Origin of the sequence: Enterococcus sp. 22-H-5-01 (assembly GCF_050310005.1) — a bacterium.
Taxonomy (GTDB): domain Bacteria; phylum Bacillota; class Bacilli; order Lactobacillales; family Enterococcaceae; genus Enterococcus_A; species Enterococcus_A hailinensis.
This window is the reverse complement of the sequence record NZ_CP189993.1, coordinates 2,080,982-2,105,249: the sequence shown is the minus strand read 5'-3', so window position 1 is coordinate 2,105,249 and position 24,268 is coordinate 2,080,982. Positions and strand designations below refer to the sequence as shown.

Here is a 24,268-nt window from a genome sequence, read left to right as displayed (position 1 = left end):
TTCTGGAATCATCATACATCAACGGTGACACTTTGTCACCGTTTTTGTTTTTATGTTATACTGAAAATATGAAAAATACGAGGTGAGCTCATGCCAAAGAAAACTTTTTTAAATTTACCTGCCTCCCGCCAAGCTGAAATTCGTGACCTTTTATTAACTATTTTTTTTGAAAAACCTGTTAGCCAAGTGAAAGTCAGTGAAATTGTTGAAGCGCTGCAAATGTCTCGTGGAATCTTTTATAAATATTTCGAAGATTTGAACGATGCATATGATTATTTAATTCATTACTATGCTGGACAGATCCATGGTGAAATTATTCAGCACATGTTGGAAAAAGAAAATGATTTTTTCCAAGGAATCGAAAATTTTTTAGTTCTTTACGTTGACCTTGATCATGCTTCTGCGCGTTACCGTCAGTTAGCCTTATTGACTCAAAATACTTATTTATTTTCTTACCGCCCCGAGACCACTCGCGGATTGGATACTTGGCACGATATGTTGGAGAAAAATCAGTTTAATATTGCTACACGTGAAGAACAAATCAGTTTTTTATATTTTTCTATGAAGCTCGTGATCGATTCTTTGACTGATATGATCGCCAATCAATGGGATAAAGAAACTTTACTTCAAGATTTTCGGTTCAAAAAGCGCTGGTTGATCACCGGCATCAAAAAAAGCTGAAGCATGAGCTTCAGCTTTTTTGTTTATTCCATTCAAACTTAGTAGTGTGCACTTTTTTCTTGGGCCTGTTGATTGACCAGTTGGATAAAGGCTGCTTTATCCATTTCGATCACGGCATCACTGCCATGTTTGCGGACTGCAAATTTACCTTCTGCTAATTCTTTGTCCCCAATCACTAATATATAAGGAACTTTTTTCAATTCTGCATCGCGAATCTTTTTCCCTAATTTTTCATTTCTTGTATCTTTATCTGTCCGAATCCCCGCTTCGTTGAATTCACGGAATAATTTTTCAACGCCTGCTTCATGTGCTTGGGCAACATTGATCAACGATACTTGTTTTGGTGCTAACCAAACTGGAAAAGCACCTGCATAATGTTCGATCAAAATTCCTAAGAAACGATCCAATGAACCAAAAACTGCTCGATGAATCATTACCGGACGAGCTGGTTGATTGTTTTCGTCAATATAACTCAAATCGAATTTACCCGGCATTTGGAAATCCAGTTGAACAGTTGCACATTGGTGGCTCCGATTCAAGGCATCTTTGATATGGATATCGATCTTAGGTCCATAGAATGCTCCATCACCTTCGTTGATATTGTATTTATAGCCTAAATCTGTCAATACCTTACCTAAAGAAGCTTCCGCTTCATCCCACAATTCAATTTCTCCCATAAAATCATCGGGACGTGTCGATAATTCCACCGAGTATTCAAAACCAAAAATCTTATAGACTTCATCAATGATTTTTAAGGCTAAAGCAATTTCTTGTTCGATTTGATCGCGGCGAACAAAGATATGGGCATCATCTTGACAGAATGTCCGAACCCGTAGCAGACCGTTTAGTGCTCCGCTGAATTCATGCCGATGAACTTGACCAAATTCAGCCATTCGGATCGGCAAGTCGCGGTATGAACGTTTGCGATCTTTAAAAATCAGACAATGTCCCGGACAGTTCATTGGTTTCAATGCGTAGTCTTCATCGCCGACTTTCGTGAAATACATATTGTCTTTATAGTGATCCCAGTGACCCGATTGTTCCCATAATCGTTGATTCATGATTAAAGGTGTTTGAACTTCTTTGTATTCATATTTCGCTTGTAGTTCACGTAAGAATTTTTGGAGTTCATTGCGAATGATCAACCCATTTTCTAAATAGAACGGCATTCCTGGTGCTTCTTCAGAGAACATGAATAAATCGAGTTCTTTACCTAATTTTTGATGGCTGCGTTTTTCAGATTCTGCTAAAAATTCTAAGTAAGCATCTAACTCTGGTTTTTCAGCGAACACGGCACCGTTGATCCGTTGCAGCATTTCATTCTTAGCATCCCCTTGCCAATAAGCACCCGATACTTTAGATAAAGCAAAGTAGCTGGCTTTTGATAATTCTAAAGCCGCTGGTTCTAAAAAGAACTCACTGACCTCTCCTAATGAATAAACAAAAACTAGTTGCTGTGGATCCAATTGTGATAAGGCCGCTAATTTTAACTCGTTATCTTTAAAGATTTCTTTTGCTTCAGCAACTGAAATGTGTAAACTTTCGATATGAATCCCTTTTTTGATTCGTTTACGCATATGGTGTTCCAAATCCTTCAATACTAACGCACTCAGCGGTTGGTCTATCCGCATATCTAACCAGATTTTTTTATCTTCTCGTTGTGGATGTGCAAACAATACTTCAGGATATAATTCTTTGACTGCTTCTTCTAATAGCAAACTGACTAATTGATTGATCGCTGTTTGGCCTTCTTTTGAGGCTTGATCATAAAAAACGATTTCAACATTGTGGTCGATCGGAGTTGCTAAGTCAACAAGTTCGCCATCGATACTACCAACGATTGATTGTTTCATAAATTGTTTTTTTATTTCAAACAAGGTAGTGTCCTTAACCACCTCTTGTTTACTTCCATCTGGTAAAACGATTTCGATTTCTTTTGACATACAACTCAACTCCATCCTGTATTTTCTCTTATTCTCGTCCTTGAAAGTATCTGCTTATTCAGTGTAACAAATACTAAAAAGGCATTTCAACTGACAGCCTATCCGGCAACCAGTAAAAATAAAAAAACATCCCTATTAAAAAAATAGGGACGTGAATAAACGTGTTACCACCCAAGTTCCCAAAAAGTTTGCACCTTTTGGCTCTCGTGATACATAACGTGCATCAAACGGACTGGCTTTTTCAGTCGCTCAAAGGGAGTAATTTTATTTTGCTCAACCAGAAGCTTTCAGCCGATGACTTCTTTCTCTTGCGGCGAGGTCCAAATAAAATCTTGTCCTTCTCGTAGTTTTTTCTATGTGACTAAAGCATAGACCTCGAATTTTTCTTTGTCAATCACTTTCTTCAAAATTACTCATTTGATTTCAGTGTATCGATTAGACTGAGGGGCTTTAATCGGAAATAAATACTCTACACCACGCTCAACCTTGAATGAAGAATTGCACGAAAAAGTTATGGTTAATTTTTAAATGAATGGATGGGTGCAGGTATACGTCCACCACGGGCAATAAAATCAGCCGACCCCGCCGCGTTGACCTTCATCACAGGTGCTCTTCCTAACAATCCGCCGAATTCAACCATTTCCCCGACTTTACGATCTTTAGCCGGAATGATCCGAACTGCCGTTGTTTTATGATTGATCACTCCGATAGCCGCTTCATCAGCGATCATTGCTGCGATACTACTCGCTGGCGTGGCTCCTGGAATAGCGATCATATCTAAACCGACGGAACAGATTGCCGTCATCGCTTCTAATTTTTCTAATGTTAAATGTCCGTTATTAACCGCATCGATCATTCCCGCATCTTCAGAGACTGGAATAAAAGCTCCTGATAATCCGCCGACATGGTTGCACGCCATCACGCCACCTTTTTTGACGGCATCATTCAATAGAGCTAACGCCGCAGTCGTCCCATGTGTTCCCACACTTTCCAGGCCCATTTCTTCTAATACATGGGCCACCGAATCACCGACTGCCGGTGTTGGTGCTAGTGACAGATCTACGATTCCAAATGGAACACCCAATCTTTCAGAAGCAATCCGGCCAACCAGCTGTCCCATTCGAGTAATTTTGAAAGCTGTTTGTTTTACAACTTCTGAGACCACATCGAAAGATTCTCCTTTTACTTTTTCCAAAGCTCGTTTGACCACACCCGGACCGCTGACACCGACATTGATCACACAATCTGCTTCGCCGACGCCATGGAACGCTCCAGCCATAAATGGATTGTCTTCGACCGCATTTGCAAAGACAACTAGCTTCGCACAACCTAAATCAGACGCTTCGGCTGTCGCTTTGACAATTTCCCCCATATGACCGACAGCATCCATATTGATTCCGGCACGGGTCGAACCGATGTTGACCGAGGCACAGACAAAATCCGTTTGTGCTAATGCTTGAGGAATCGAATCAATCAAAATTTTATCCCCATGTTGATACCCTTTCTCTACTAAAGCTGAAAAACCACCTAAAAAATTGACACCGACAGCTTTAGCAGCACGATCAAGTGTTTTCGCAAATTTTACATAATCTGTATCTGGCGTAGCAGCTGCGATAATTCCGATAGGTGTTACAGAGATACGCTTGTTAATGATCGGAATCCCGTACTCTGCTTCGATCGCCTCACCCACTGCCACTAAGTCTTTTGCTTTCGTAGTGATTTTTTGATAGATCTTTTCACAGGCACTATCACTATTGCTGTCGATACAATCGAGTAATGAGATACCCATCGTGATCGTCCGAATATCAAGATTCTCTTCTTCGATCATTCGGATCGTTTCTAATATTTGATTGGTTTCCACAAGAACCCTCCTTATAATTTATGCATCGTATCAAAAATTTCTTGATTCTGAATCGTGATCGTTACTTCTAACTGTTCGCCTAAGGTCGACAATTGTTGGCGAGCCGCTTCAAAATCCTTCGTGGAATTTGTTAAATCAACTAACATCATCATTGTAAAATAGTCATCCATGATCGTTTGTGAGACATCTAAGATATTGATCGCTTGTTCAGCTAATTTTTGACTGACCCCAGCAATGATCCCTACTTTATCTTTTCCTACCACTGTTACTATGCCGCGCATCTGCAAAACTCCTTTCGGATAATTGATCCAAATTATAACATAGCGATTATAAAATAATTAGTTTAAAATGAATTTATTCTGTGCTTTTTATTTTATTGTTCGGGTTTCGTTTCTCTGTACAAGTTACTTTACTTATCGATCTGAATTACCTATCATAATCAAGATGATATTTTCAAATCAATTTCTGAAAAATGAGATTTATTCTATGGAGGCTTTTTAAATGGAACTTTTTGACACAATGATTCACCACTCATCCGTCCGTGAGTTTACAGATCAAGCAATTACACCGACGGTAGAAGAACAATTGCTTTTAGCCGCTCAAAGCGCCAGCAGCTCTAATTTCTTACAAGCTTTTTCTTTAGTTAAGATCGTTGATCCAGAAAAAAGAAAAAAAATCGAAACGATTGCTCGTTTCCCAATCGATAACGGCACAAATGGAAATCTGTATCTTTTTGTTGCAGATCTAAATAAACATGCGCAAGTCTTGGCACAAGACCAACAATCAGATCAACATCTACGTTCAATGGAATCATTGGTCGTTTCGATCGTAGACACAGCGATCGCCGCTCAATCGATGGCTGTCTATGCGGAATCGATTGATTTAGTGATTTGTTATGTTGGTGGAATTCGCAATGATTTATTTGCCGTCAAGGAATTACTTGATTTACCTGAATTGACTTATCCGCTTTTTGGCCTGTTTGTCGGCTATCCAGCTAAAAAGAATGAAGTCAAACCACGTTTGCCGCTAGATTCTATTTTAAAAACCGATACCTATCATAGCTTGACTCCTGAAATGATCAGCCGCTACGATCAACAAACCGCGGACTATTACCAAAGTCGAAATAGTAATACACAAAAAGCAACCTGGTCACAAAAAGTTCAACAACATTTTGCTGAACCACGCCGACAAAATACAGCGGATTTCTTGAAAAAACAAGGTTTTTTGATTTAACGCAAAAAAGAAGCCGCGCTAAAAGTAGTGTCTACTTTTAGCGCGGCTTCTTTTACTTTATTCATTTACTAAAACAATTTTTCCTTTAGCATGGTGTGTCGCACTTAATTCATGGGCTTCTTTTACACCCTCAGCCGTCAATGGATAAGTATGTCCGACCACACTTTTCACTTTTCCGGCTTCCATCAAGTCAGCGATTTCCTGCAATTGTTTGCCATCCGGTTGTAACCAAATACTTTTGGCGACAGCTACCTTTTTGGCTAGCGCTTCGTCTGGGTCTCCAACGATTGAAATCAAGCGCCCATCCGATTTCAAGACTTTGAAACTATCGGCTTGGGTATCGCCGCCCATTGTATCAAAGACAAGATCGATATCAGTCAATACTTCTGAAAAATCAGTCGTATGATAATCGATCACTTGATCTGCGCCTAATTCTTTCAATAAAGCATGATTTTTTTCACTAGCAGTCGTAATGACTGTTGCGCCTGCATTTTTAGCTAATTGGATCGCATAGATACCGACACCGCCAGCACCGGCATGGATCAATACTTTTTCACCGGCTTTCAATTGGCCGTGAGTGAATAGTGCTTGGTAAGCAGTCAATCCAGCTAATGGTACAGCTGCAGCGTCTTCAAATGAAACATTTTCAGGTTTTACTGCTAACAAGTGATCATCAACGATCGTATAATCTGCGTACGTTCCAAAACGAGTTGTTTCAGGACGAGCAAAAACTTTTTGTCCAACTTTCCAGTCAGTGACCGCTGAACCGATCTCAACGATTTCACCGGCAACATCCCATCCTAAAATAATCGGAAAATCCCAAGGCATCATTTGTGCTAAGTATCCTTCACGTAACTTCCAATCAATTGGATTGACTGAAGTTGCTGCCACTTTGACGACGACTTGATGTTCACCTAACTGTGGTAAAGTAACGGTACTTTCTTTTAATTGGTCTGCATGACCATATTCTTCAATAATAACTGCACGTGTTTCCATTCGTACATCCCTCCATACTCTTCTATTATAGAATTACTTACAAAAAATCAGAAGAAATATGCTTAGTCAAAAAAATGGGAGTCTAACAAATAAGTGATTTGATACTTTTTCGCTAATTGTTTTAAATAAGGCAGTGCCTCATCTTGCGTAGCGGTCATTGCTTGAGACAAACGAAAAAAGGTAGCCCGCTCTTGAGCCGTCGCTATTTTTTTGAAATAGCCCCATACGTGTTCATAGGCATTTCTTCGCGCCTTTAGATTAAATGATAATTTTTTGACGTTTGAAATTTGTTGCTTGAATTGAACTTCTTTTTCTTGTGACCATTGATTTCCAGAAAAAAGCTGACGTAACTCCAAGTAAGCGGACTGAGAGCGAGCCATCACATAATACTTCCACTTGGCCCATTCTTTTTGCGCTGTTTTTAGTTCACACATTGCGATCACCTCAAAAAAAGCATAGCATGTTTTTAACGTTCCTGATATTGATGCGCTTCGCAAAGCAAAAAACAGGCAGTCTATGACTCCCTGCTTTTCTTGCATTATAAATCACTGATCGTGATACCCGATCCAAAAATACCTTCCCAATCATTGGTAAAATCAGTGACTGCCTGACCGATCGATGGCATCAGCAAGGCTTGTTGAATAATATCGACGCCCATCGTTGCAGCCTGACTGCCGTTTTCTAAAGCAGAGTTGACTTGACCAGCATTTTTAAAACTAGCAGCTAAGATTTTCGTTGAACTTTGTGTCCGTTCAATTTCTTGAGCCATTTCAAAAATCGCTTCTCGCGGATCGATATTTAGATTTTCCATCCGATTAAAATATGGAGCAATATAATCAGCACCAGCAGCAATCGCTAAGTAGGCTTGAAATTTTGTATAGATCGCCGTGGCTGTAATATTTACTCCGCGACTTTTTAATTCTTTGATGGCTTTTAAGCCAGGTTCATTGACGGGGATTTTGATAAAGACCTTTTTATCGATCTTCGCTAAAATCGTTTCTGCATCCTGGATAATCCCTTCATAATCCGTCGCTACTACTTGGACATGTAACGAACGATCTTCCCCAATAATTTGGCGAATTTTTTTCATATGGTCAAAAAATTCGATTTTGCCTTCTTTTTTAACGATCGAAGGGTTCGAAGTTACTCCGGCAATCGGTAATAAATCAACATATTTTTTTATCTCAGCCAAATTTGCTGTATCTAACATGAATTCCATTTGAAAAACTCCCTTGTGTTTTATTTGATTTAAGCATAGCATCTGGTGAAAGATTTTTGTTTTATTGATCGAATAAAAAAACGAAAAGCTTGATACCAAGCCTTTCGTCAATTTATCCTATTAAAATTCGCACAAATGTGCATTTAATAATAAAGAGCTACTTTCGTTTCATTAAACGGAGAATTTCTTCGGCCGTTTCTTGATCGGTGATCAAGGTTTTTAAATACCCTTTTTCAAGTAGCGGAGCGATTGATTTCGCTTTTGTGATCCCTCTTGCTACACCGATTGTTTGTGGGACTTTGACTAATTGATCCAATGAAAGTCCAATCGTTCGCTGATTCAGCGACCCATTCAAACGTTTGCCGTAACGATCGTAAAAACGGCAGCAACAGTCTCCGACGGCTTCTCTCAATTTAAGTTCTTCATAATCTATCGGAGACAATAAATCCCGCCACTGACTTTTTTGATAGCTCAGTGGTCCACCTACACCGACGACGACTAAATCAAGTCGATCCCAATAATTTCTCAACTCTTGAAAATATTTGGAATTGAAGATTCCTTCGGCCAACGCTTTATTTTCCTGAATGACCGTCGCATTGACAAAGAGACTTTGACCATTTAATTTTCTTGCCAATTCATAGACCAATGTGTTGACATGGTACTGTGAATTGATATGGCTTGGCCCGCCGACGACCGGAACAACGGTGATATCTGAAACTTGTTTGGCCTCGATTTGATTGATCGCATTACCGACACTTGCTCCCCATGATAATCCGACCACCATCTCATCCGTTAATTGGCGCCGAATATAAGTACCAGCTGCTTGAGCGAGCTGATATTCTTTTTGCTCTTCGGTCATAGCTTTATCCGTTGCTACTAATTCGACTGCTTGAAGACCAAAAATTTCTTTTAATTGCTCTTCCAGTTCAAATAAATGGGCATCAAAAAAATTGATTTTTACTTCAACGATTCCTTCTGCTTTGGCTTGGCTCAGCATTCGACTAACGGTCGTTCGATAAATCGAGAGTTCCTTTGCAATTTGAGCTTGCGTCAGTTCTTGTTCATAGTACATATAGGCAACTTTTGCCAATAATTTTCTTTTATCTGCTTTCATGTCTTCGACCTCCTAAGAGCGCTTCACTTTATTCTATCAAATTTTATTTACTTCATTTGTTAAAACGTGTATTCTTTTAATTATTAAAATAAAATTAGAAAAAATACAAACGGAGGCCTTTTATGTCTGTTGAAACGGTTAAAGCTTATTTTTCTCAATACGGAATCGCTGATAAGATTCAAGAATTTCCTGTTTCTAGTGCCACGGTGGCGCTAGCTGCTCAAGCTTTGGGCTGTGCACCTGAACACATCGCTAAAACACTCTCTTTCAAACAAAAAAAAGCCGAACGGGTGATTTTGATCGTCACTGCCGGAGATGCTAAGATTGATAATGCTAAATACAAAGTACGTTTCAACGAACGAGCACTGATGTTAAAATCCGATGAAGTGGAAGCAACAGTCGGTCATCCTGTAGGTGGCGTTTGTCCTTTTGCTATCCCTTCAACGATAGCCATTTATCTAGATGAATCGTTGAAACGTTTTGAGACGGTCTTTCCTGCTTGTGGCAGTTCCAACAGTGCGATCGAGTTATCGATTGCTGACTTAGAACGTTATACCAATTTTGATACTTGGGTCGATGTTTGCAAAGATTGGTGATAAAAAAGAGGTTCTGTATAAATTAGAACCAGTCGCTATCTACTTTCGATTTACTTCCTTCTCTTGACGTTTGATAATTTAGTCAAAAATCAAAAGATACGTGTATTTATTGGTTCTTCGTTATAATAGAAGGAAGCAATTACTTTAAGGAGGAAGTTTTATGAAAATCACGTATCATGGACATGCTGTTCTTTCGATCGTTACTCAAGAAGGCCAAACATTATTGTTCGACCCCTTTATAACCGGAAATGATTTAACTGATTTAAAAGCAGAGGACGTCAAAGCGGACTGGCTCTTGATTTCTCACGGTCATAGTGATCATATCGGCGACATGCTTCCTATTGCAAAACGAAATGGAGCAACAATCATCAGTATCGTCGAGATTTGTAATTTTGCTGCAAAAAATGGTATAGAAAAAACACACGGTATGAATATGGGCGGTGCATTTGATTTTCCATTCGGTCGTGTCAAAATGGTCCCTGCACTCCACAGTTCTGGGTATGAAGTCGATGGAGAAACGATTTATATGGGTGAACCAGCTGGATTTATCTTACAGATTGAAGGAAAGACGCTTTACTTTGCGGGTGATACTGCGATCTATGGCGACATGGCCTTACTAGGTAAAACCTTCGATATCGATTTGGCCTTTTTACCGATCGGTGATAATTTTACGATGGGGCCTGAAGAAGCTGCTCAAGCAGCTGAATTATTAAACGCCAAACAAGTCGTGCCGATCCATTTCAATACCTTCCCGTTGATCAAACAAGATCCCGAAGCCTTTATCAAATTATTGCCAGAAAAAGTTGGAAAAGTGATGGCTGTCGGCGAAACATTAGAACTATAAAATAAAAAACTTGCGTGTCTGAGGATACGTAAGTTTTTTTTAGTTTATCTTAACTACTAACTATCTGCTACAATAATAGAAAGAGGTTATTTGGAAAGGAGTTTGTATGTTAAATTTTGAAAGCGATTATTTAGAAGGTGCCCACGAAAAGATTTTACAACGGATGCTCGAAACAAATGAAGAAAAACTAACGGGCTATGGCCATGATAAATATTCTGCCTCGGCAGTCGATAAGATTCGCCAAGCGTGCCTTTGTCCAGAAGCGGAGATCTACTTTATCTCTGGCGGAACATTGACAAATGCTTTAGTGATCGCCTCGATGCTAAAAAAATACGAAGGTGTTCTTGCAGCAGAAACAGCTCATATTGCAACTCATGAAACAGGTGCGATCGAATATTCTGGTCACAAAGTATTGACCTTACCGCAAAAACAAGGAAAGATCACCGCTGATCAGATCCGTGATTATTTAACCACTTTTTGGGCCGATGCCAATCACGAATTTATGGTTTTCCCTGGGATGGTCTATTTATCTCACCCCACCGAATACGGAACATTGTATACGAAAGATGAATTAAAAAATATTTCAGAAGTTTGTCGACAGTATCAGATCCCCTTATTTTTAGATGGGGCTCGCTTAGGTTATGGATTAGCCAGTCCTGAAATAGATGTGACGTTGCCAATGATCGCAGAGTATTGTGATGTTTTTTATATTGGTGGAACCAAAGTCGGCGCTTTTTTAGGTGAAGCCATCGTCTTCACTAAAAATAATCGTCCAGAATATTTCTTAGCCCATATGAAACAACAAGGTGCGCTATTAGCGAAAGGCCGATTATTGGGTCTACAATTTGATACCTTGTTTACAGATCAACTGTATTTTGAGATCAGCCAACATGCGATCGCTATGGCTATGCGTTTAAAAAAAGGACTGCAAGAAAAACACTATCGTTTCTATCTTGATTCTCCAACAAATCAACAATTTATCGTGGTTCAAAATGAGCAATTAGAAATATTGAAAAAATCAGTCGCCTTTGGATTTTGGGAACAATTCGATGAGTCGCATTCCGTGATCCGCTTCGCCACTAGTTGGGCAACTAAAGAATCTGAAATCGATGAATTATTAGCATTGCTTTAATCAAAAATCATATACTCACAAAAAAGCAGCCAGAACAAAAGTAGCGAATACTTTCGTTCTGGCTGCTGTACTATTTGATTATTCGTTCGTTGATTTACGTGATTTACGAACAAAGCTGATGCCAAAAGTTAGTCCTAAAATAACTAAGCCCATCAATTGATCGATGAATCCTGTTTTTTCATTTGTTTGTGGTAAAACACTCGCTTCTTTGACAGTTGCGTTTTGAACGTCTGAAGTTGAATCCGTTGCTTCTACGCTTGACGCTTCTTCTTTAGTCTCAATTGCGGGTGATACTTGAGTTTCACTTATAGCTTGAGTGCTGACCGGTGTCGCCACTTGCAAATCTGTCGCTTTAACTGAAGCAGCTGGAGTATTCACAAATTTCACTGCTGTAGTAGAAGCAGCTGTCGTAACTGTTGAATCCGTAACAGCTGAAGCAGAATCTTCGTTAGCTTGAGTAGTCACTGACTCAGTTGAATCGGCTGCCTTAGTATCAGAAGAATCAGTTGGTTTTGCTGCGGTGCTGTCATCTGTACTTTCAGCTGGTTTTGTTGTAGTAGTTGCATCGGTTGTGTCTGTTGGTTCTGTTGTTGTTTCAACACTTGTATCCGTTCCAGTAGAATCAACTGTTTCATCTGTTGCTTCTGTCGAATCATCTGATTTTGTATCTGTTGTTTCATCAATTGTTGTTGTTGGATATTCAGTCGTTGCATTTGAAGCTTCTTCTACCGCTTTTGTTGCAGCTCTCATTGCTGCTTTAGATTCAGCTGCTTGTTGTTTTGCTTGTTCATCTGAGGCATCTGGCACGATATCTGATGCAGGTTCTCCAGAAACTATTTTATTATTTATATTAATTGTTTTTTGCTTTTCTTGCGCTGTATTTGTTGATGTATCAATAGTGACAGCTTCCCCTTCTTCTGGAGAGATTTGGGCTGCTACTGTAAACTCCACAACATCTGAAGCATATAGTTTCCCTGGATCATTATTAAGTTGTACATCACTTAAATAATATATAGAAAATTCATCTTTTAGAACTTTACTCATTGTAATTTTAGCTTTTTGAACAAGTTCATCATTAAGTACTAAATCATCAACATTCGTATTTTCTTTTACAGAAACTATAGCATCAACGCTGTAAATATCAGTATCATCATCATTCTTACCATTGATAATATTACTTAGTGTTGCTGTAAAAGATATAGCTGAGCTATCGCCATTGTTCAATGGCTGACCATTCGCTTCACTTTGTCTATACGCCTCTTCCAAAATTTTTGATACAGCAGCTTTAGCCTCATCAACTAACTCTGCATTTAATTCTGGACGATCAGCAATCACATAATCTACAGCATTACCAACTGAAGCTTTATCCACAGCATCTGCTGTTGCAGCAGTTGAAAGATCTTGATATGACATTGGGGCTGTTTGCGTATTGGCTTCTGAAGTTTCAGTCGATGCATCATCAGATTCATCAGTTATTTGTGTTGAAGCATTTGATGGTGTTGCCATCGTAGAGTCAACAGCTGTTTCTTCAGTTGTAACAGCTTGAGTTGTTGGAGCAACTACAGAAGACGTTTCTGCAATAGCAGAATCTGTAACATTTTCTGTATTATTATCCGTTATATTTTCAGCATTATTATTGTCTGAAGTGACAGCTGTTTGAGTAGTTGTTTCCTCTGCAGCTGGTTGCACATCTTCAGTTGATGAATTTGATGTTGCTGAATTTGTTTCTTCTGTCATTACATCAGTTGCTTGTGTTTCTGGTGTTGTTTGATCAACTGTTGATTCACTGTTTTGTGCATCAGCACTAGTAGTTGAATCTTCCTCAGTTGTATTATTTGTTGCAGCAGTTACTGCTGTCATTGTATTCGTATCGATCGAAGCTGCATGTGTCGTTGTTTCATTTGATAGAAAAACCCCCGTACTAATCGCAGTTAATACGACCGTTGAAAGCATTAAGTGCTTTACATCAAACGGTTTAAGCCCTTTTTCGTTCACGTAAATTCTTCCTCTCCCATAACTTACATTTGTCAGATCGTAATTATTACTATTTGACAAAGAATGTTCTTATCTTAGCTCAACACTTTTATGCTGTCAATATCTTTTGTTATTAAACTTATTTTTTCGAATGAATATCGGATTTTTATTCGTTGATCAAAAAAAACAAAGCGACTCATTTTATAGTCGCTTTGTTTTATAAACTAATCAATCGGTAAATCATGCAGGCTACGTAGCATTCATAGCTTTCCGAGAAACGCGTAACATTGTATCCTAAGGTCTCGCTGATTTTTTTTATTCGGTATTTCACCGTGTTTTTATGGATTTGTAATTGATCACCGCAAGTTTGGAAGTCCGCTCCGGCATCCAATAAAAAACTACATAACGTTGTCACTTGTTCTTTGCTGCTCATGATCGGTGCTAAAATGCGCATCGTTTCCTCAACTTCTGATTGTCCCGTTTGAATCAACTGGCTCGCATGTGTCACTTGACGGATCTCACTGATCGAAAAAGTCCGCTTGCCTCGAAAAACTTTTGGCAATCTCATGGTAGCTTCACTCACTAAGTGATAGGATTTTCTGACATCATTTGTATTTCGCATTTGGGGACAAAAGACGATGCTTTCGATAGCAGCTTCAAAAGGTGTATTTCGCAAATATTTTCTGCCCAGTTCAAGTTCTGAGCCACTATGGACATAGTTGCCTAACAAGACAACCAATTGATCATCCACCATTTGAACGACTACTGTTTTATAAAATTTCGCAACGTAAGACAACAAATCTTCCCGTAGTTCGTTGACCTCGCGAATGTCATTTAATTGTAGCAACCACATCAAACCAATACCTTTGACATCGATTTCTAAATGATTTGCTAAGCGATACATTTTTTCACTTTCATCATTTAAAATCGCTTGTACTAAAGCATATTCACTGACTTCTCCATGTTTTTTACCCCAGAGATTCGTCGCTACTTGCAAGAGTTCGATCGATTGCTCCCATTCGTGTTGACTTAAAAAATCATGTTCTTTAATCAAATAAAAATGCAGAACACCATTGCCTTTATGATAGAGTTCCTTGTAGTAGACCGAATAGTCATTTTTTTGGACTTGCTCGCCTTCTTCAATCACTACTCGCCGCAACAAACGCTCTAAATCTAATGATGAATTGCGCGGCCATTTGATTTCGTTGATCACTTCATTATCCGGATTCGTCAAAACGATATTGACCCGTAACATATCTGACAATAGTTTTAATGTCACTTCAACGGTCCGTAAGTGCTCCGGTAATAAAGAAGCTTTTTCCAATACTTCATTGACGATATTTTCAGTTGAGCGTTCTTTCAAAATTTCAGCCATTACATCGGCGATGACTTCACTATATCGAATCCGACTTTGATCTTTTGGCATTTGGATAATCACAAAGTCTAAGTCTTCCGCTGTTTTTAAAACCTCTGGCGCTAATTTTGGCATGACGATCCCAACATAATATAAAATAATTCCTAGTTCGCCCATTTTATGTAATTGACTGATCGTTTCACACTGTTTTGCGCTATCATCTTTGATGTTGAAAAAAGAGGTCAGTGCCAATTCTCCAGAATGATATTCACTTGTTTCTGTGAACGCCCCCCAATCATCTAAATCAGAGATCTCTAAAAAAGATAAAGCGGTAACGGTCTGATTTAGGCTATTTTTCCCAGTCAATAGCTGTGCTTCGCGTAAAGAAGGTAACTCCAACAATTCTTTTAATTTAGCCCCCAACACATTCCCTCCTTCATTTTTTTCACATCAAATTTTACGCTTTTTCTAACATTATCAGATTCGGATTTGCTTGTCTATTGAGACTTCTCAGAAAAATCAGATTATTTTGACTAAATAAAAAAGAGACTAGCTGTTGCTAGCCTCTTTTAAACTTTTTATTTGTTTATCGCATCGTCTGATTCTACGATTTGACCAACGATTCCATAATCTTTAGCTTCTTCTGCTGATAGCCAGAAATTACGATCAGTATCTTTTTCGATTTGCTCTAATGTTTGGCCTGTCGCATTAGCAATCAATTGATTGACCCGTTTACGCATGCGTAAGATTTCTTTGGCTTCGATTTGGATTTCAGTTGATTGGCCTTGAATCCCACCAGCCGGTTGATGGATCATGTAGCGCGTATTCGGTAAGCTATAACGATCTTCTTTTTCAGCAGCTAAATAAATCGTGATCCCCGCACTGGCTACCCAACCTGTTCCGATCATTTTTACTTTTGGTTTGATAAAACGGATCACGTCATGGATCGTATCGCCAGATTCCACATGACCGCCTTGGCTATTGATAAACATCGTGATTGGCTCATCGCTGATCGCTGACAAGTACAATAATTGTTCCGTTACTGTCTTCGCTAAATCTTGATTAATCTCTCCATAAATCAAAATCGTCCGTTGTTTCAATAATTTCAACAACATTGGATTTTTCTCTTCCATTTTTTCTGTTTCTTCTTCATTAAAAAATTTACTCATATTCCGGTTCCTCCTCTTTCTTCTATCCATATTAAGTATAGCCAAAAAATTTTAGAATGAACAGAAAGAGCTTTCAGAACTAATTTATTCTTATCCAGATGAGAAAATATGCTAAACTAACCGTGAAAAGACAGATTTTAGTGGCATATTCTAATTTTTTGTGGGAAGATAGATCGTATTTTGTGTATAGAAGGGGGATCTTCGTGGCCTATCGAAATAAGCCTCCATCATTTGCTCTATTTTATTAAACTTTTACATTTATTTTTTATGTATAATTTTTGCGTACAAAAATAAATACTTTATTATATTACGAAATAGGAGCTTGCTAAATGATCGAGGAAAAGAAAAGTTTTATCTCATGGCCTGTGCTTGCCATGATGTCGTTTGTTACTGTTATCGGTTTTGATGATATTATTTATAATTTTGCCAACCAAGGTTTAGGTGTTATCACTTCTTGGATTATTCTATTGCTATTATATGTGATTCCTTATTCATTGATGGTTGGTCAATTAGGTTCCGTCTTCAATCATGAAGGTGGCGGGTTGACTTCCTGGGTACGAGGAACTAGCGGCGATCGTTTAGGTTACTTTACTGCTTGGACGTATTGGGCAGCATCGATTCCTTATGTTGTTGACACAGCCAATGCGGTAGTTGTCGGTTTTGGCTGGTTATTCAATGGCAATGATTCGATGGAAGATACGATGTCGAATTCGATGTTTGCCTTATTGACGTTCTGTGTCTTTTTAGCGTTTATTTTCTTACAACGCCGATTCAAAAAATCGTTAGAAGTCTTGAGTACGATCGGCGGCGGTGCGATGTTTGTCATGGCCTTATTATTTGTCTTTATGACCTTCGCTTCATTATTTATGCCCAACGGTCATATTGAAACACAGCCAATGAACCTCGGAGCAATCATTCCTAAGTTCAATCTGCATTATCTAACGACGATCGGCTTACTGATCTATGCTATCAACGGTGCTGAGCTAGTGGCTCCTTTTGTCACACGGATGCGCAAACCGCAACGAGAATTTCCTAAAGCAATGATCATGTTGACGGTTATGACGATCTTTTTGACCGTCTTTGGTTCATTCTCACTCGGCGTCTTCTTCAATGCACATCATTTACCAAATAATTTAAAAATGAACGGCTCTTACTATGCTTTCCAACGCTTGGGTGAATTTTTCCATCTTGGAAATTCATTGATGTATATTTTTGCGGTCACACAAATTATCTATATGTGTGCTCTTTTGGCTGTTTTATTGGATGCTATGACTCGGATGTTGATCTCTGATACAGGCAAACAGTTTATGCCGAAAAAATTAACCAAATTGAATGCCGATGGTCTACCGATCAACGGGTATATCTTAACCACCGCTTTGAGTGCTTTTATTTTATTGTTAGGTGTTTTCTTACCGGAAATGAATGATATTTTTAACTGGTTATTGAATCTAAATGGGATTATTTCTCCAGGTGTGACTTGCTGGATATTCTATGCCTTTATCAAAATTCGTTTAGATAGCCGCAAATTTCAATCAGATTATGTCTTTATCAAAAATGATCGGATGGCTGTGTTTGTGGGCGGTTGGTGCTTGGTCGTTACGATCATCGCGACACTATTTGGTGTCTTGCCCCAAGATGCTCCCTACGGCTCTAGTCTGTTCTGGCATGAGCTGATCATCAATATCGTGGGCATCGTTGTTTTGATCGGTTTAGGTTTCATCATGCCGATGTTAGCTAAACGTGAACGCGAAAAAATTGCTGAATAATTAAAGGTTGAGACAAAAATATTTTGTCTCAGCTTTTTTATTTTCTTTGTTTTATGACAAGTTAGATGCTTTTACCTTAATTCCCCTTTTGACTATTCAAAAAGTGACTTCAGCATGTTAAGATGAGTTCTAAACATTATTTCATTTAATTTTAATCAAACTAATAGAAACGGGTGTGGGACTATGTTGTTAGGGTCGGTGGTGAATTGTCTTGCCATTATTGCAGGAAGTTTTGCGGGAGTTATATTAAGAAATATCACCGAACAAACCAAAGATACTGTAACCAAAGGAATCGCATTAGGCGTAATCGCGCTTGCGATCCAAATGTCGCTGCAAGCAAGTTCGTTTATTATCATTATCATCAGTATTTGTATCGGCGGGATGATCGGAGAATTTTTGAAAATCGAGGATTCGATGACACGGCTAGGATTATTTTTAGAAAACCGCTTTGCACGAGGCAATAGTAATTTTGCTGAAGGTTTTGTGACAGCAACACTGATCTATTTGATTGGTTCCATGGGAATCATTGGTGCGATCCAAAGTGGTGTGACAGGTAGTCACCAAACACTGTTCACGAAATCAGTCATGGATGGCTTCATGTCGATCATGCTGACTGCATCTCTTGGCATCGGCGTCTTGTTCTCAGCCTTTCCAGTACTGATCTATCAAGGTGCGATCACGATTTTTGCGAGTATCATCGTACGTTATCTGCCAAAAGAATTATTGGATATGTTGATGAATGAAATCAGTGCAATCGGCGGGTTGATGATTTTAGCGATCGGCCTAAATGTCATGAAATTGACCAAGATCCGTGTCTCGAATTATTTACCCGGTATTGTTGTGCTGATCGTTATCATGGTCGTGCAATATTATTATTTTTAAAAGTGGAAATACACCTTATTTGCAAGGTGTCATGTTAAAAAAACTAGTAAAAATTTCGACTGCTAGTCATCATTTTTTATTTAAGAAAGCTAAATCAAAAGTATTTTCTACTTTTGATTTAGCTTCTTATTTTTTTAGCTAGATAGTATTTAGTTGTTCCTACCATCGGAACATCCGCGATTTCACCAAAAACATGATAGCCTTGTTTTAAATAGAATCCTAACGCTTGGTAAGCTTTCGTCGTCAACGTGATGGTGTGGATCTTTTCTTGGACTGCTTGTACCTCCATCGCCTGTATCAAGGCAGAACCGATACCACTAACTTGTTTATCCAAGTCTACTCCTAGCAATGAAATATGCAAAGTGTCGTATTGGCGTTTGCCAATGACCGCGCCAATTAGCTTTCCTTGATCCCAAGCGCCCAAAGCAATCGTTTTTTCATTTGCTTGCGGCACTTCATTTGCAAAGTGCAGATTATCTTGTTGCTGAAAGACAGCTTCTAAAAATGGCATAAGTTCTGCTGCTTGGTTTTGTCTGATATCCATAGCTGAGCTCCTATCTGTTTTTCTTTTAGTTTACCATCTTTGGACGTCACTCAACAAATCGATCATTTGATGCCCTTTCCCTGTTTTTCCATTGTATACTAAACAAATACTACTAATAGAAAGAGGCATTCTATGACAAACGAGCTAAATGAATGGCAGGCTTTTTGGGATGAGTTTGCTGAAGAATACGAAGAGATCCAACAAGAATCCAGCTTCCCGATTGCTGACGATCTGGCTGAATTCTTGATTCAACAAAACATACTGCCTTGCGCGACATTTTTAGATTTAGCTGGTGGAACAGGACGATATTTAGAGGCATTCCAATCACTTACTGCAAAATATACTTTGGTCGATATTTCAGCGGAGATGCTAAAAATCGCCGCTGCTAAAGCAGCTAAAAATGTAACCATGGTCCAACAAGAACAAACTATTTTTCTAACTAACAATAATCAGCCCTACGATCTTGTTTTTTCAGCAATGAATCCGGTGTTGCAGACAAAAGACGACCTGCTAGCCTGTTGTCGGGCTAGCCGCAAATGGATATTGCTCCTGCGCGTCATCAAAGATGAAGACCAGCTTTTCTCGCCTTTTGAAGAAAAGAATCCGGATCTCTTTTTGAATCAACGCTATAAACACTATTTAGAAGAAGAACAGATTGTTTTTCAAACGAAGTGCTTTGAATATACAAAAACGGAACGGGTCACAAAAAGCTTTTTCCATGATTATTTTGCTTTAGACTTTCCTGCGGAGCAAGTAGATGCGATCACCGAAAAAACGTTTGGTTCAGCCCATGAAAAAGACAATCAGCAATCGCTAGTTTTCGAATTGATTTATTTTCAAGTACCAAACGTTTATAATGGAAACGGTATTCAGTAGAAATTAGGAGATGACCTAGATGGAAGAAAAAACATTTCAACGGATCAAAGAATTGACCGAATTACAAGGCACAAGTGGCTTTGAAGAAGATATTCGCAGCTATATGCGCACAGCGATCACCCCTTTAGTCGATGATGTCCAACAAGATGGATTGGGTGGAATCTTTGGTTTGCGACATGCGGCAGCTGACAAACCACGTGTCATGGTGGCAGCTCATATGGACGAAGTTGGTTTTATGCTGACTGAGATCACTCCGCGCGGCCTATTCAAAGTTGTTCCTTTAGGCGGCTGGAACCCATACGTCGTTTCGGCTCAACGCTTTACATTAAAAACAGCCAACGGAAATTACCCTTGTATCTCCTCTTCTGTCCCACCGCATTTATTGCGCGGTACAAGCGGGCAAGTGAAAGTAGAAGACATTTTATTTGATGCCGGTTTTGAATCAAAAGAAGAAGCATTGGCTTTTGGTGTCCTCCCCGGTGATACGATCGTCCCACAAACCGAAACCGTTAAAACAGCAAATGGGAAAAATATCATCAGTAAAGCTTGGGATAACCGTTATGGTTGTACAGTCGTTTTAGAAGCTTTGGAAGCTTTGCAAAAAGAAACCCTTGATTACACTTTGATTGCTGGTGCGAATGTGCAAGAAGAAGTTGGGCTGCGCGGAGCAAAACCAGCCGTTACTAAATTTGATCCCGATTTATTTTTCGCAGTCGACTGTTCAGCAGCAGATGACCTAACCACGACCAATGGGACCTTTGGCCATCTAGGTGAAGGAACATTATTGCGGATCCAAGACCCTGGTATGATCTTACTGCCTCGTTTGCGGGAATATTTATTAGACACAGCTGCGACGCATCATATTCCTTATCAATACTTTGTTTCTAAAGGCGGTACTGATGCTGGTGCAGCACACACCGCAAATCAAGGAATTCCAAGTACCGTTATCGGTGTTTGCGGACGCTATATCCATACGCACCAAACTATGTTCAGCATTGCTGATTTTGATGCGGCTAGAGAAATGGTGATCCAAGTCTTAAAAGGTTTGGATGCAAGTACCATCAAAACGATCGTCGCTGGAAAATAACAACTTAATAAAAAATAAAAGGATTAAACCGGTTTGATTTGACGCTATTTTAGCTACATTTAACTATTTTATTGAAATATTTTGCGTTTTTATCTTGCATTTTTTATTTAATTTCGTTATTCTTTAAGTATATTAATAACACCTTAGGGGAGTAATCGGCAACATTGTTGTTGCGATGTCAACAGTAAGTCAACCAGTGATGGTTTTCTGGTATCGTATGAAATGGTGAGACCTAAGACAAGTGTGAACACTTGCCTTAGGTCTTTTTTTGTCGAAAAATGACCAGCTCAAGTGAATAAAAAAATTGGAGGATCCAAATTGACAAAAACAACTTATCAAAAAGAAACACCTGAATTGATGAAAGAACTACACACCGCGCCAGAAGGCTTGAACCAGACGGAAGCGCAGCAACGGCTGCAGGAAAATGGTCCCAACCAATTAAAAGAAGCAAAGAAAAAATCGACTCTTGCGCTCTTCTTAGACACATTTAAAGATGCGATGGTTGTCGTTTTACTGATTGTAGCGATCGTCCAAATGGTAATGGGTGCTCATGTAGAATCATTAGTAATTTTTGCGGTCTTATTATTAAACTCTGTTGTCAGTGTCATTCAAACAAAAAAAGCAGAAGGCTCATTGGATGCGTTGAAAAAACTATCCGCACCTGATGCCAGCGTTTTACGCGGCGGCCAAGAGCAAAGTATTCCAGCAAAAGATATTGTCGTAGGTGATATCGTGATTTTAGAAGCAGGCGATTACGTCCCTGCGGATGGTCGTTTACTAGAAGCGGGTTCATTGAAAATCGATGAAGGTATGCTGACCGGAGAATCAACGCCGGCAGAAAAAGAATTAACAACTTTAACCAATGAAGCTCCTGTAGGCGATCGGATCAACATGGTCTTCAGCGGTACGATCGTCACTTATGGTCGTGGAAAATTCTTAGTCACTGCCACTGGAAATGAAACAGAAATCGGTCAAGTCGCTGGCTTATTAGAATCAACGACTGAACAAAAAACACCATTACAACGTGGCTTAGATAGCTTTAGTAAAAAATTGAGTATTGCGATCTTGATCTTGTCACTGATTATCTTAGGTGTTCAATTACTAAGAATCTTCTTAGATGGTTCTACGGATATGACTCAAGATATCGTCAATGCCTTTATGTTCGCGGTAGCGGTGGCAGTAGCTGCAATCCCGGAAGCATTACAATCGATCGTGACGATCGTTTTATCATTAGGAACAAAGAAAATGGCTAAACAGCATGCGATCATCCGGAAATTACCAGCAGTTGAAACGCTTGGTTCCACTAGCGTGATCTGTACCGACAAAACTGGAACGCTTACTCAAAACAAAATGACGATCGTTGATCATTATTTAGCGAGTGGTCAAGTTGGTAAGTTTCCAAATGACCCAACGGATTGGGACAAAGACGAACAGCGTTTAGTTGAAATCAGTGTTTTAGCTAACGATGCTTCGATCAGTGAAGATGGCACAAAGCTAGGTGATCCAACGGAGATCGCATTGATCGATTTTAGTGAAAAACAAAACCAATCGTATCGTGAATTGCGTAAGAAATATCCTCGTGAAAATGAATTACCGTTTGATTCTGATCGTAAATTGATGTCGACCTTACACACGATCGATCAGAAAAAAATGATGCTGACAAAAGGTGGACCCGATGTTGTCTTTGAACGCAGTACTAAAGTCCTATTGAATGACCAGATCGTTCCTCTGACACCAGAAATCAAAGCGCAATTTCAAAAGCAAAATGAAGCTTTCTCAGAGCGCGCGTTGCGTGTCTTAGCCTTTGCTTATAAAATAGTTTCAACTACAGAGATCACTTTAGCAGATGAAGAAGAATTGGTCCTTGTTGGTTTGATGGCAATGATCGATCCGCCGCGAGAAGAAGTTTTCCAAGCTGTTGCTGATGCGAATTCAGCGGGTATCCAAACAATCATGATCACCGGTGACCACAAAACGACTGCGGTCGCGATCGCCAAAGAAATCGGGATTTTCCAACCCGGGGATCAAGCGTTGACTGGGGCTGAATTGGATCGTTTAACAGAAACCGAATTAACGGAACAATTAGAAGACACGACAGTCTATGCTCGTGTCTCACCTGAAAACAAAATCAGAATCGTTCGCGCATGGCAAGATAAAGGCCGAATCTCAGCGATGACTGGTGATGGAGTCAATGATGCGCCAGCCTTAAAACAAGCGGATATCGGGATCGCCATGGGAACTGGAACAGACGTAGCTAAAGATGCTGCTTCGATGGTCTTGACGGACGACAACTTCGCTTCGATCATCAAAGCCGTCGAAGTCGGACGAAATGTCTTTGATAATATCAAAAAAGCGGTCGCTTACCTCTTCGCTGGCAACTTAGGTGCGATCATCTCGATCATCTTTGCCTTAGTAGTTGGTTGGGCGAATCCATTTACAGCGTTGCAATTGTTGTTCATCAACTTAGTCAATGACTCGTTGCCAGCGATCGCTTTAGGAATGGAAAAGGCCGAGCCAACGATCATGCAACGCCAGCCTCGTGACCCGAACAGCGGGATCTTTACTGGTAAGACATTGACCTCTGTGACCTATCGCGGAATCTTGATTGCAGCTGCCGTGATCACAGCTCAATGGATCGGTAACCAACAATCAGCTGAGATCGGTGTAGCAATGGCCTTTTCAACCTTGATTTTAAGCCGGACGTTACAGACCTTTGCGGCGCGTTCAAATACTCAAACGTCGTTCCAAGCTGGTTTCTTCAGTAATAAAATGGTCACGTTAGCAGTAGTGGTGTGTGCTGGATTATTCAGCTTGACACTATTACCTGGATTAAGAGAAGTCTTTGCTGTCCCCACAACATTTACTATTAACGATATCAGCATGGCGCTTGGCTTAGCAGTAATAGCTGTTGTATTGATGGAAATCACAAAATTGATTATCGTCAAAATCCAACAACCTAAAGGAACGATTGAAACAAATAAAAACTAAATCAACAAA

The 24,268-nt window shown here is 39.5% G+C and carries 21 protein-coding genes; 10 read left to right on the top strand and 11 right to left on the bottom strand.

Features of this window, described 5'->3' with window-relative positions; genetic code table 11:
• Positions 1 to 90: 90 nt before the first annotated feature.
• A complete protein-coding gene (locus ACQKTA_RS10635) occupies positions 91 to 681 on the top strand; it encodes a TetR/AcrR family transcriptional regulator (protein WP_427813713.1) in 591 nt (196 codons plus the stop codon).
• 38 nt (positions 682 to 719) lie between these two features.
• Here ACQKTA_RS10635 and thrS read toward each other — a convergent pair whose 3' ends face one another.
• The 3 genes from thrS to ACQKTA_RS10620 all read right to left on the bottom strand — a co-directional run bounded on the left by thrS (position 720) and on the right by ACQKTA_RS10620 (position 4,766).
• Positions 720 to 2,624: a threonine--tRNA ligase gene (gene thrS, locus ACQKTA_RS10630; RefSeq protein ID WP_427813712.1), complete on the bottom strand. Its 1,905-nt coding sequence runs from the start codon at positions 2,622 to 2,624 to the stop codon at positions 720 to 722.
• 517 nt (positions 2,625 to 3,141) lie between these two features.
• Complete coding sequence (locus ACQKTA_RS10625; protein WP_427813711.1) at positions 3,142 to 4,485, bottom strand: PFL family protein; 1,344 nt, start codon at positions 4,483 to 4,485, stop codon at positions 3,142 to 3,144.
• Positions 4,486 to 4,496: 11 nt separating this feature from the next.
• Entirely contained in the window at positions 4,497 to 4,766 is a 270-nt protein-coding gene (locus ACQKTA_RS10620) for an ACT domain-containing protein (protein WP_427813710.1), read from the bottom strand.
• Between the two features lie 220 nt (positions 4,767 to 4,986).
• Between ACQKTA_RS10620 and ACQKTA_RS10615 the strand changes: the two genes are divergently transcribed.
• Positions 4,987 to 5,718, top strand: a complete 732-nt coding sequence (locus ACQKTA_RS10615; RefSeq protein WP_427813709.1) for an NADPH-dependent oxidoreductase — start codon at positions 4,987 to 4,989, stop codon at positions 5,716 to 5,718.
• A gap of 57 nt (positions 5,719 to 5,775) precedes the next feature.
• On the opposite strand, the gene ACQKTA_RS10610 is transcribed toward ACQKTA_RS10615, so the two are convergent.
• The 4 genes from ACQKTA_RS10610 to ACQKTA_RS10595 all read right to left on the bottom strand — a co-directional run bounded on the left by ACQKTA_RS10610 (position 5,776) and on the right by ACQKTA_RS10595 (position 9,047).
• The gene (locus tag ACQKTA_RS10610; RefSeq protein WP_407856538.1) at positions 5,776 to 6,714 is read right to left on the bottom strand and encodes an NADP-dependent oxidoreductase; all 939 of its coding nucleotides are present in this window, start codon (positions 6,712 to 6,714) and stop codon (positions 5,776 to 5,778) included.
• Between the two features lie 62 nt (positions 6,715 to 6,776).
• Positions 6,777 to 7,148, bottom strand: a complete 372-nt coding sequence (locus tag ACQKTA_RS10605; protein WP_427813708.1) for a DUF1722 domain-containing protein — start codon at positions 7,146 to 7,148, stop codon at positions 6,777 to 6,779.
• A gap of 104 nt (positions 7,149 to 7,252) precedes the next feature.
• Entirely contained in the window at positions 7,253 to 7,933 is a 681-nt protein-coding gene (locus tag ACQKTA_RS10600) for a fructose-6-phosphate aldolase (RefSeq protein WP_407854932.1), read from the bottom strand.
• A 157-nt stretch (positions 7,934 to 8,090) separates the two neighbouring features.
• Entirely contained in the window at positions 8,091 to 9,047 is a 957-nt protein-coding gene (locus ACQKTA_RS10595; RefSeq protein ID WP_427813707.1) for a sugar-binding transcriptional regulator, read from the bottom strand.
• Positions 9,048 to 9,169: 122 nt separating this feature from the next.
• Between ACQKTA_RS10595 and ACQKTA_RS10590 the strand changes: the two genes are divergently transcribed.
• The 3 genes from ACQKTA_RS10590 (at position 9,170) to ACQKTA_RS10580 (ending at position 11,619) form a co-directional block, all read left to right on the top strand.
• Complete coding sequence (locus ACQKTA_RS10590) at positions 9,170 to 9,643, top strand: YbaK/EbsC family protein (RefSeq protein ID WP_427813706.1); 474 nt, start codon at positions 9,170 to 9,172, stop codon at positions 9,641 to 9,643.
• Between the two features lie 160 nt (positions 9,644 to 9,803).
• Positions 9,804 to 10,487: a metal-dependent hydrolase gene (locus ACQKTA_RS10585; RefSeq protein ID WP_427813705.1), complete on the top strand. Its 684-nt coding sequence runs from the start codon at positions 9,804 to 9,806 to the stop codon at positions 10,485 to 10,487.
• A gap of 106 nt (positions 10,488 to 10,593) precedes the next feature.
• Positions 10,594 to 11,619 carry a threonine aldolase family protein gene (locus ACQKTA_RS10580; RefSeq protein ID WP_427813704.1) on the top strand — a complete coding sequence of 342 codons (1,026 nt, stop codon included), beginning with the start codon at positions 10,594 to 10,596 and terminating at the stop codon, positions 11,617 to 11,619.
• Between the two features lie 78 nt (positions 11,620 to 11,697).
• Here the strand turns inward: ACQKTA_RS10580 and ACQKTA_RS10575 are convergent, their stop codons facing one another.
• The 3 genes from ACQKTA_RS10575 to ACQKTA_RS10565 form a co-directional block, all read right to left on the bottom strand.
• The gene (locus ACQKTA_RS10575) at positions 11,698 to 13,614 is read right to left on the bottom strand and encodes an LPXTG cell wall anchor domain-containing protein (RefSeq protein WP_427813703.1); all 1,917 of its coding nucleotides are present in this window, start codon (positions 13,612 to 13,614) and stop codon (positions 11,698 to 11,700) included.
• A gap of 196 nt (positions 13,615 to 13,810) precedes the next feature.
• Positions 13,811 to 15,370, bottom strand: a complete 1,560-nt coding sequence (locus ACQKTA_RS10570) for a PucR family transcriptional regulator (RefSeq protein WP_427813702.1) — start codon at positions 15,368 to 15,370, stop codon at positions 13,811 to 13,813.
• 155 nt (positions 15,371 to 15,525) lie between these two features.
• On the bottom strand, positions 15,526 to 16,116 hold the full coding sequence (locus ACQKTA_RS10565; RefSeq protein WP_427813701.1) for an ATP-dependent Clp protease proteolytic subunit: 591 nt from the start codon (positions 16,114 to 16,116) through the stop codon (positions 15,526 to 15,528).
• Positions 16,117 to 16,445: 329 nt separating this feature from the next.
• On the opposite strand from ACQKTA_RS10565, the gene ACQKTA_RS10560 reads away from it, so the two are divergent.
• Complete coding sequence (locus tag ACQKTA_RS10560) at positions 16,446 to 17,882, top strand: amino acid permease (RefSeq protein ID WP_407854939.1); 1,437 nt, start codon at positions 16,446 to 16,448, stop codon at positions 17,880 to 17,882.
• A 183-nt stretch (positions 17,883 to 18,065) separates the two neighbouring features.
• Entirely contained in the window at positions 18,066 to 18,764 is a 699-nt protein-coding gene (locus tag ACQKTA_RS10555; protein ID WP_427813700.1) for a DUF554 domain-containing protein, read from the top strand.
• A gap of 118 nt (positions 18,765 to 18,882) precedes the next feature.
• On the opposite strand, the gene ACQKTA_RS10550 is transcribed toward ACQKTA_RS10555, so the two are convergent.
• Positions 18,883 to 19,308, bottom strand: a complete 426-nt coding sequence (locus tag ACQKTA_RS10550) for a GNAT family N-acetyltransferase (protein ID WP_427813699.1) — start codon at positions 19,306 to 19,308, stop codon at positions 18,883 to 18,885.
• Between the two features lie 132 nt (positions 19,309 to 19,440).
• Here ACQKTA_RS10550 and ACQKTA_RS10545 point away from each other — a divergent pair, with 132 nt between their 5' ends.
• The 3 genes from ACQKTA_RS10545 (at position 19,441) to ACQKTA_RS10535 (ending at position 24,259) form a co-directional block, all read left to right on the top strand.
• Positions 19,441 to 20,184, top strand: coding sequence for a methyltransferase domain-containing protein (locus ACQKTA_RS10545; RefSeq protein WP_427813698.1), 744 nt, complete (start codon positions 19,441 to 19,443; stop codon positions 20,182 to 20,184).
• A 19-nt stretch (positions 20,185 to 20,203) separates the two neighbouring features.
• Positions 20,204 to 21,271 (top strand): glutamyl aminopeptidase, encoded by a 1,068-nt coding sequence (gene pepA, locus ACQKTA_RS10540; RefSeq protein ID WP_427813697.1) that lies wholly within the window; start codon positions 20,204 to 20,206, stop codon positions 21,269 to 21,271.
• A gap of 318 nt (positions 21,272 to 21,589) precedes the next feature.
• Positions 21,590 to 24,259, top strand: a complete 2,670-nt coding sequence (locus ACQKTA_RS10535) for a cation-translocating P-type ATPase (protein ID WP_427813696.1) — start codon at positions 21,590 to 21,592, stop codon at positions 24,257 to 24,259.
• Positions 24,260 to 24,268 lie beyond the last annotated feature (9 nt).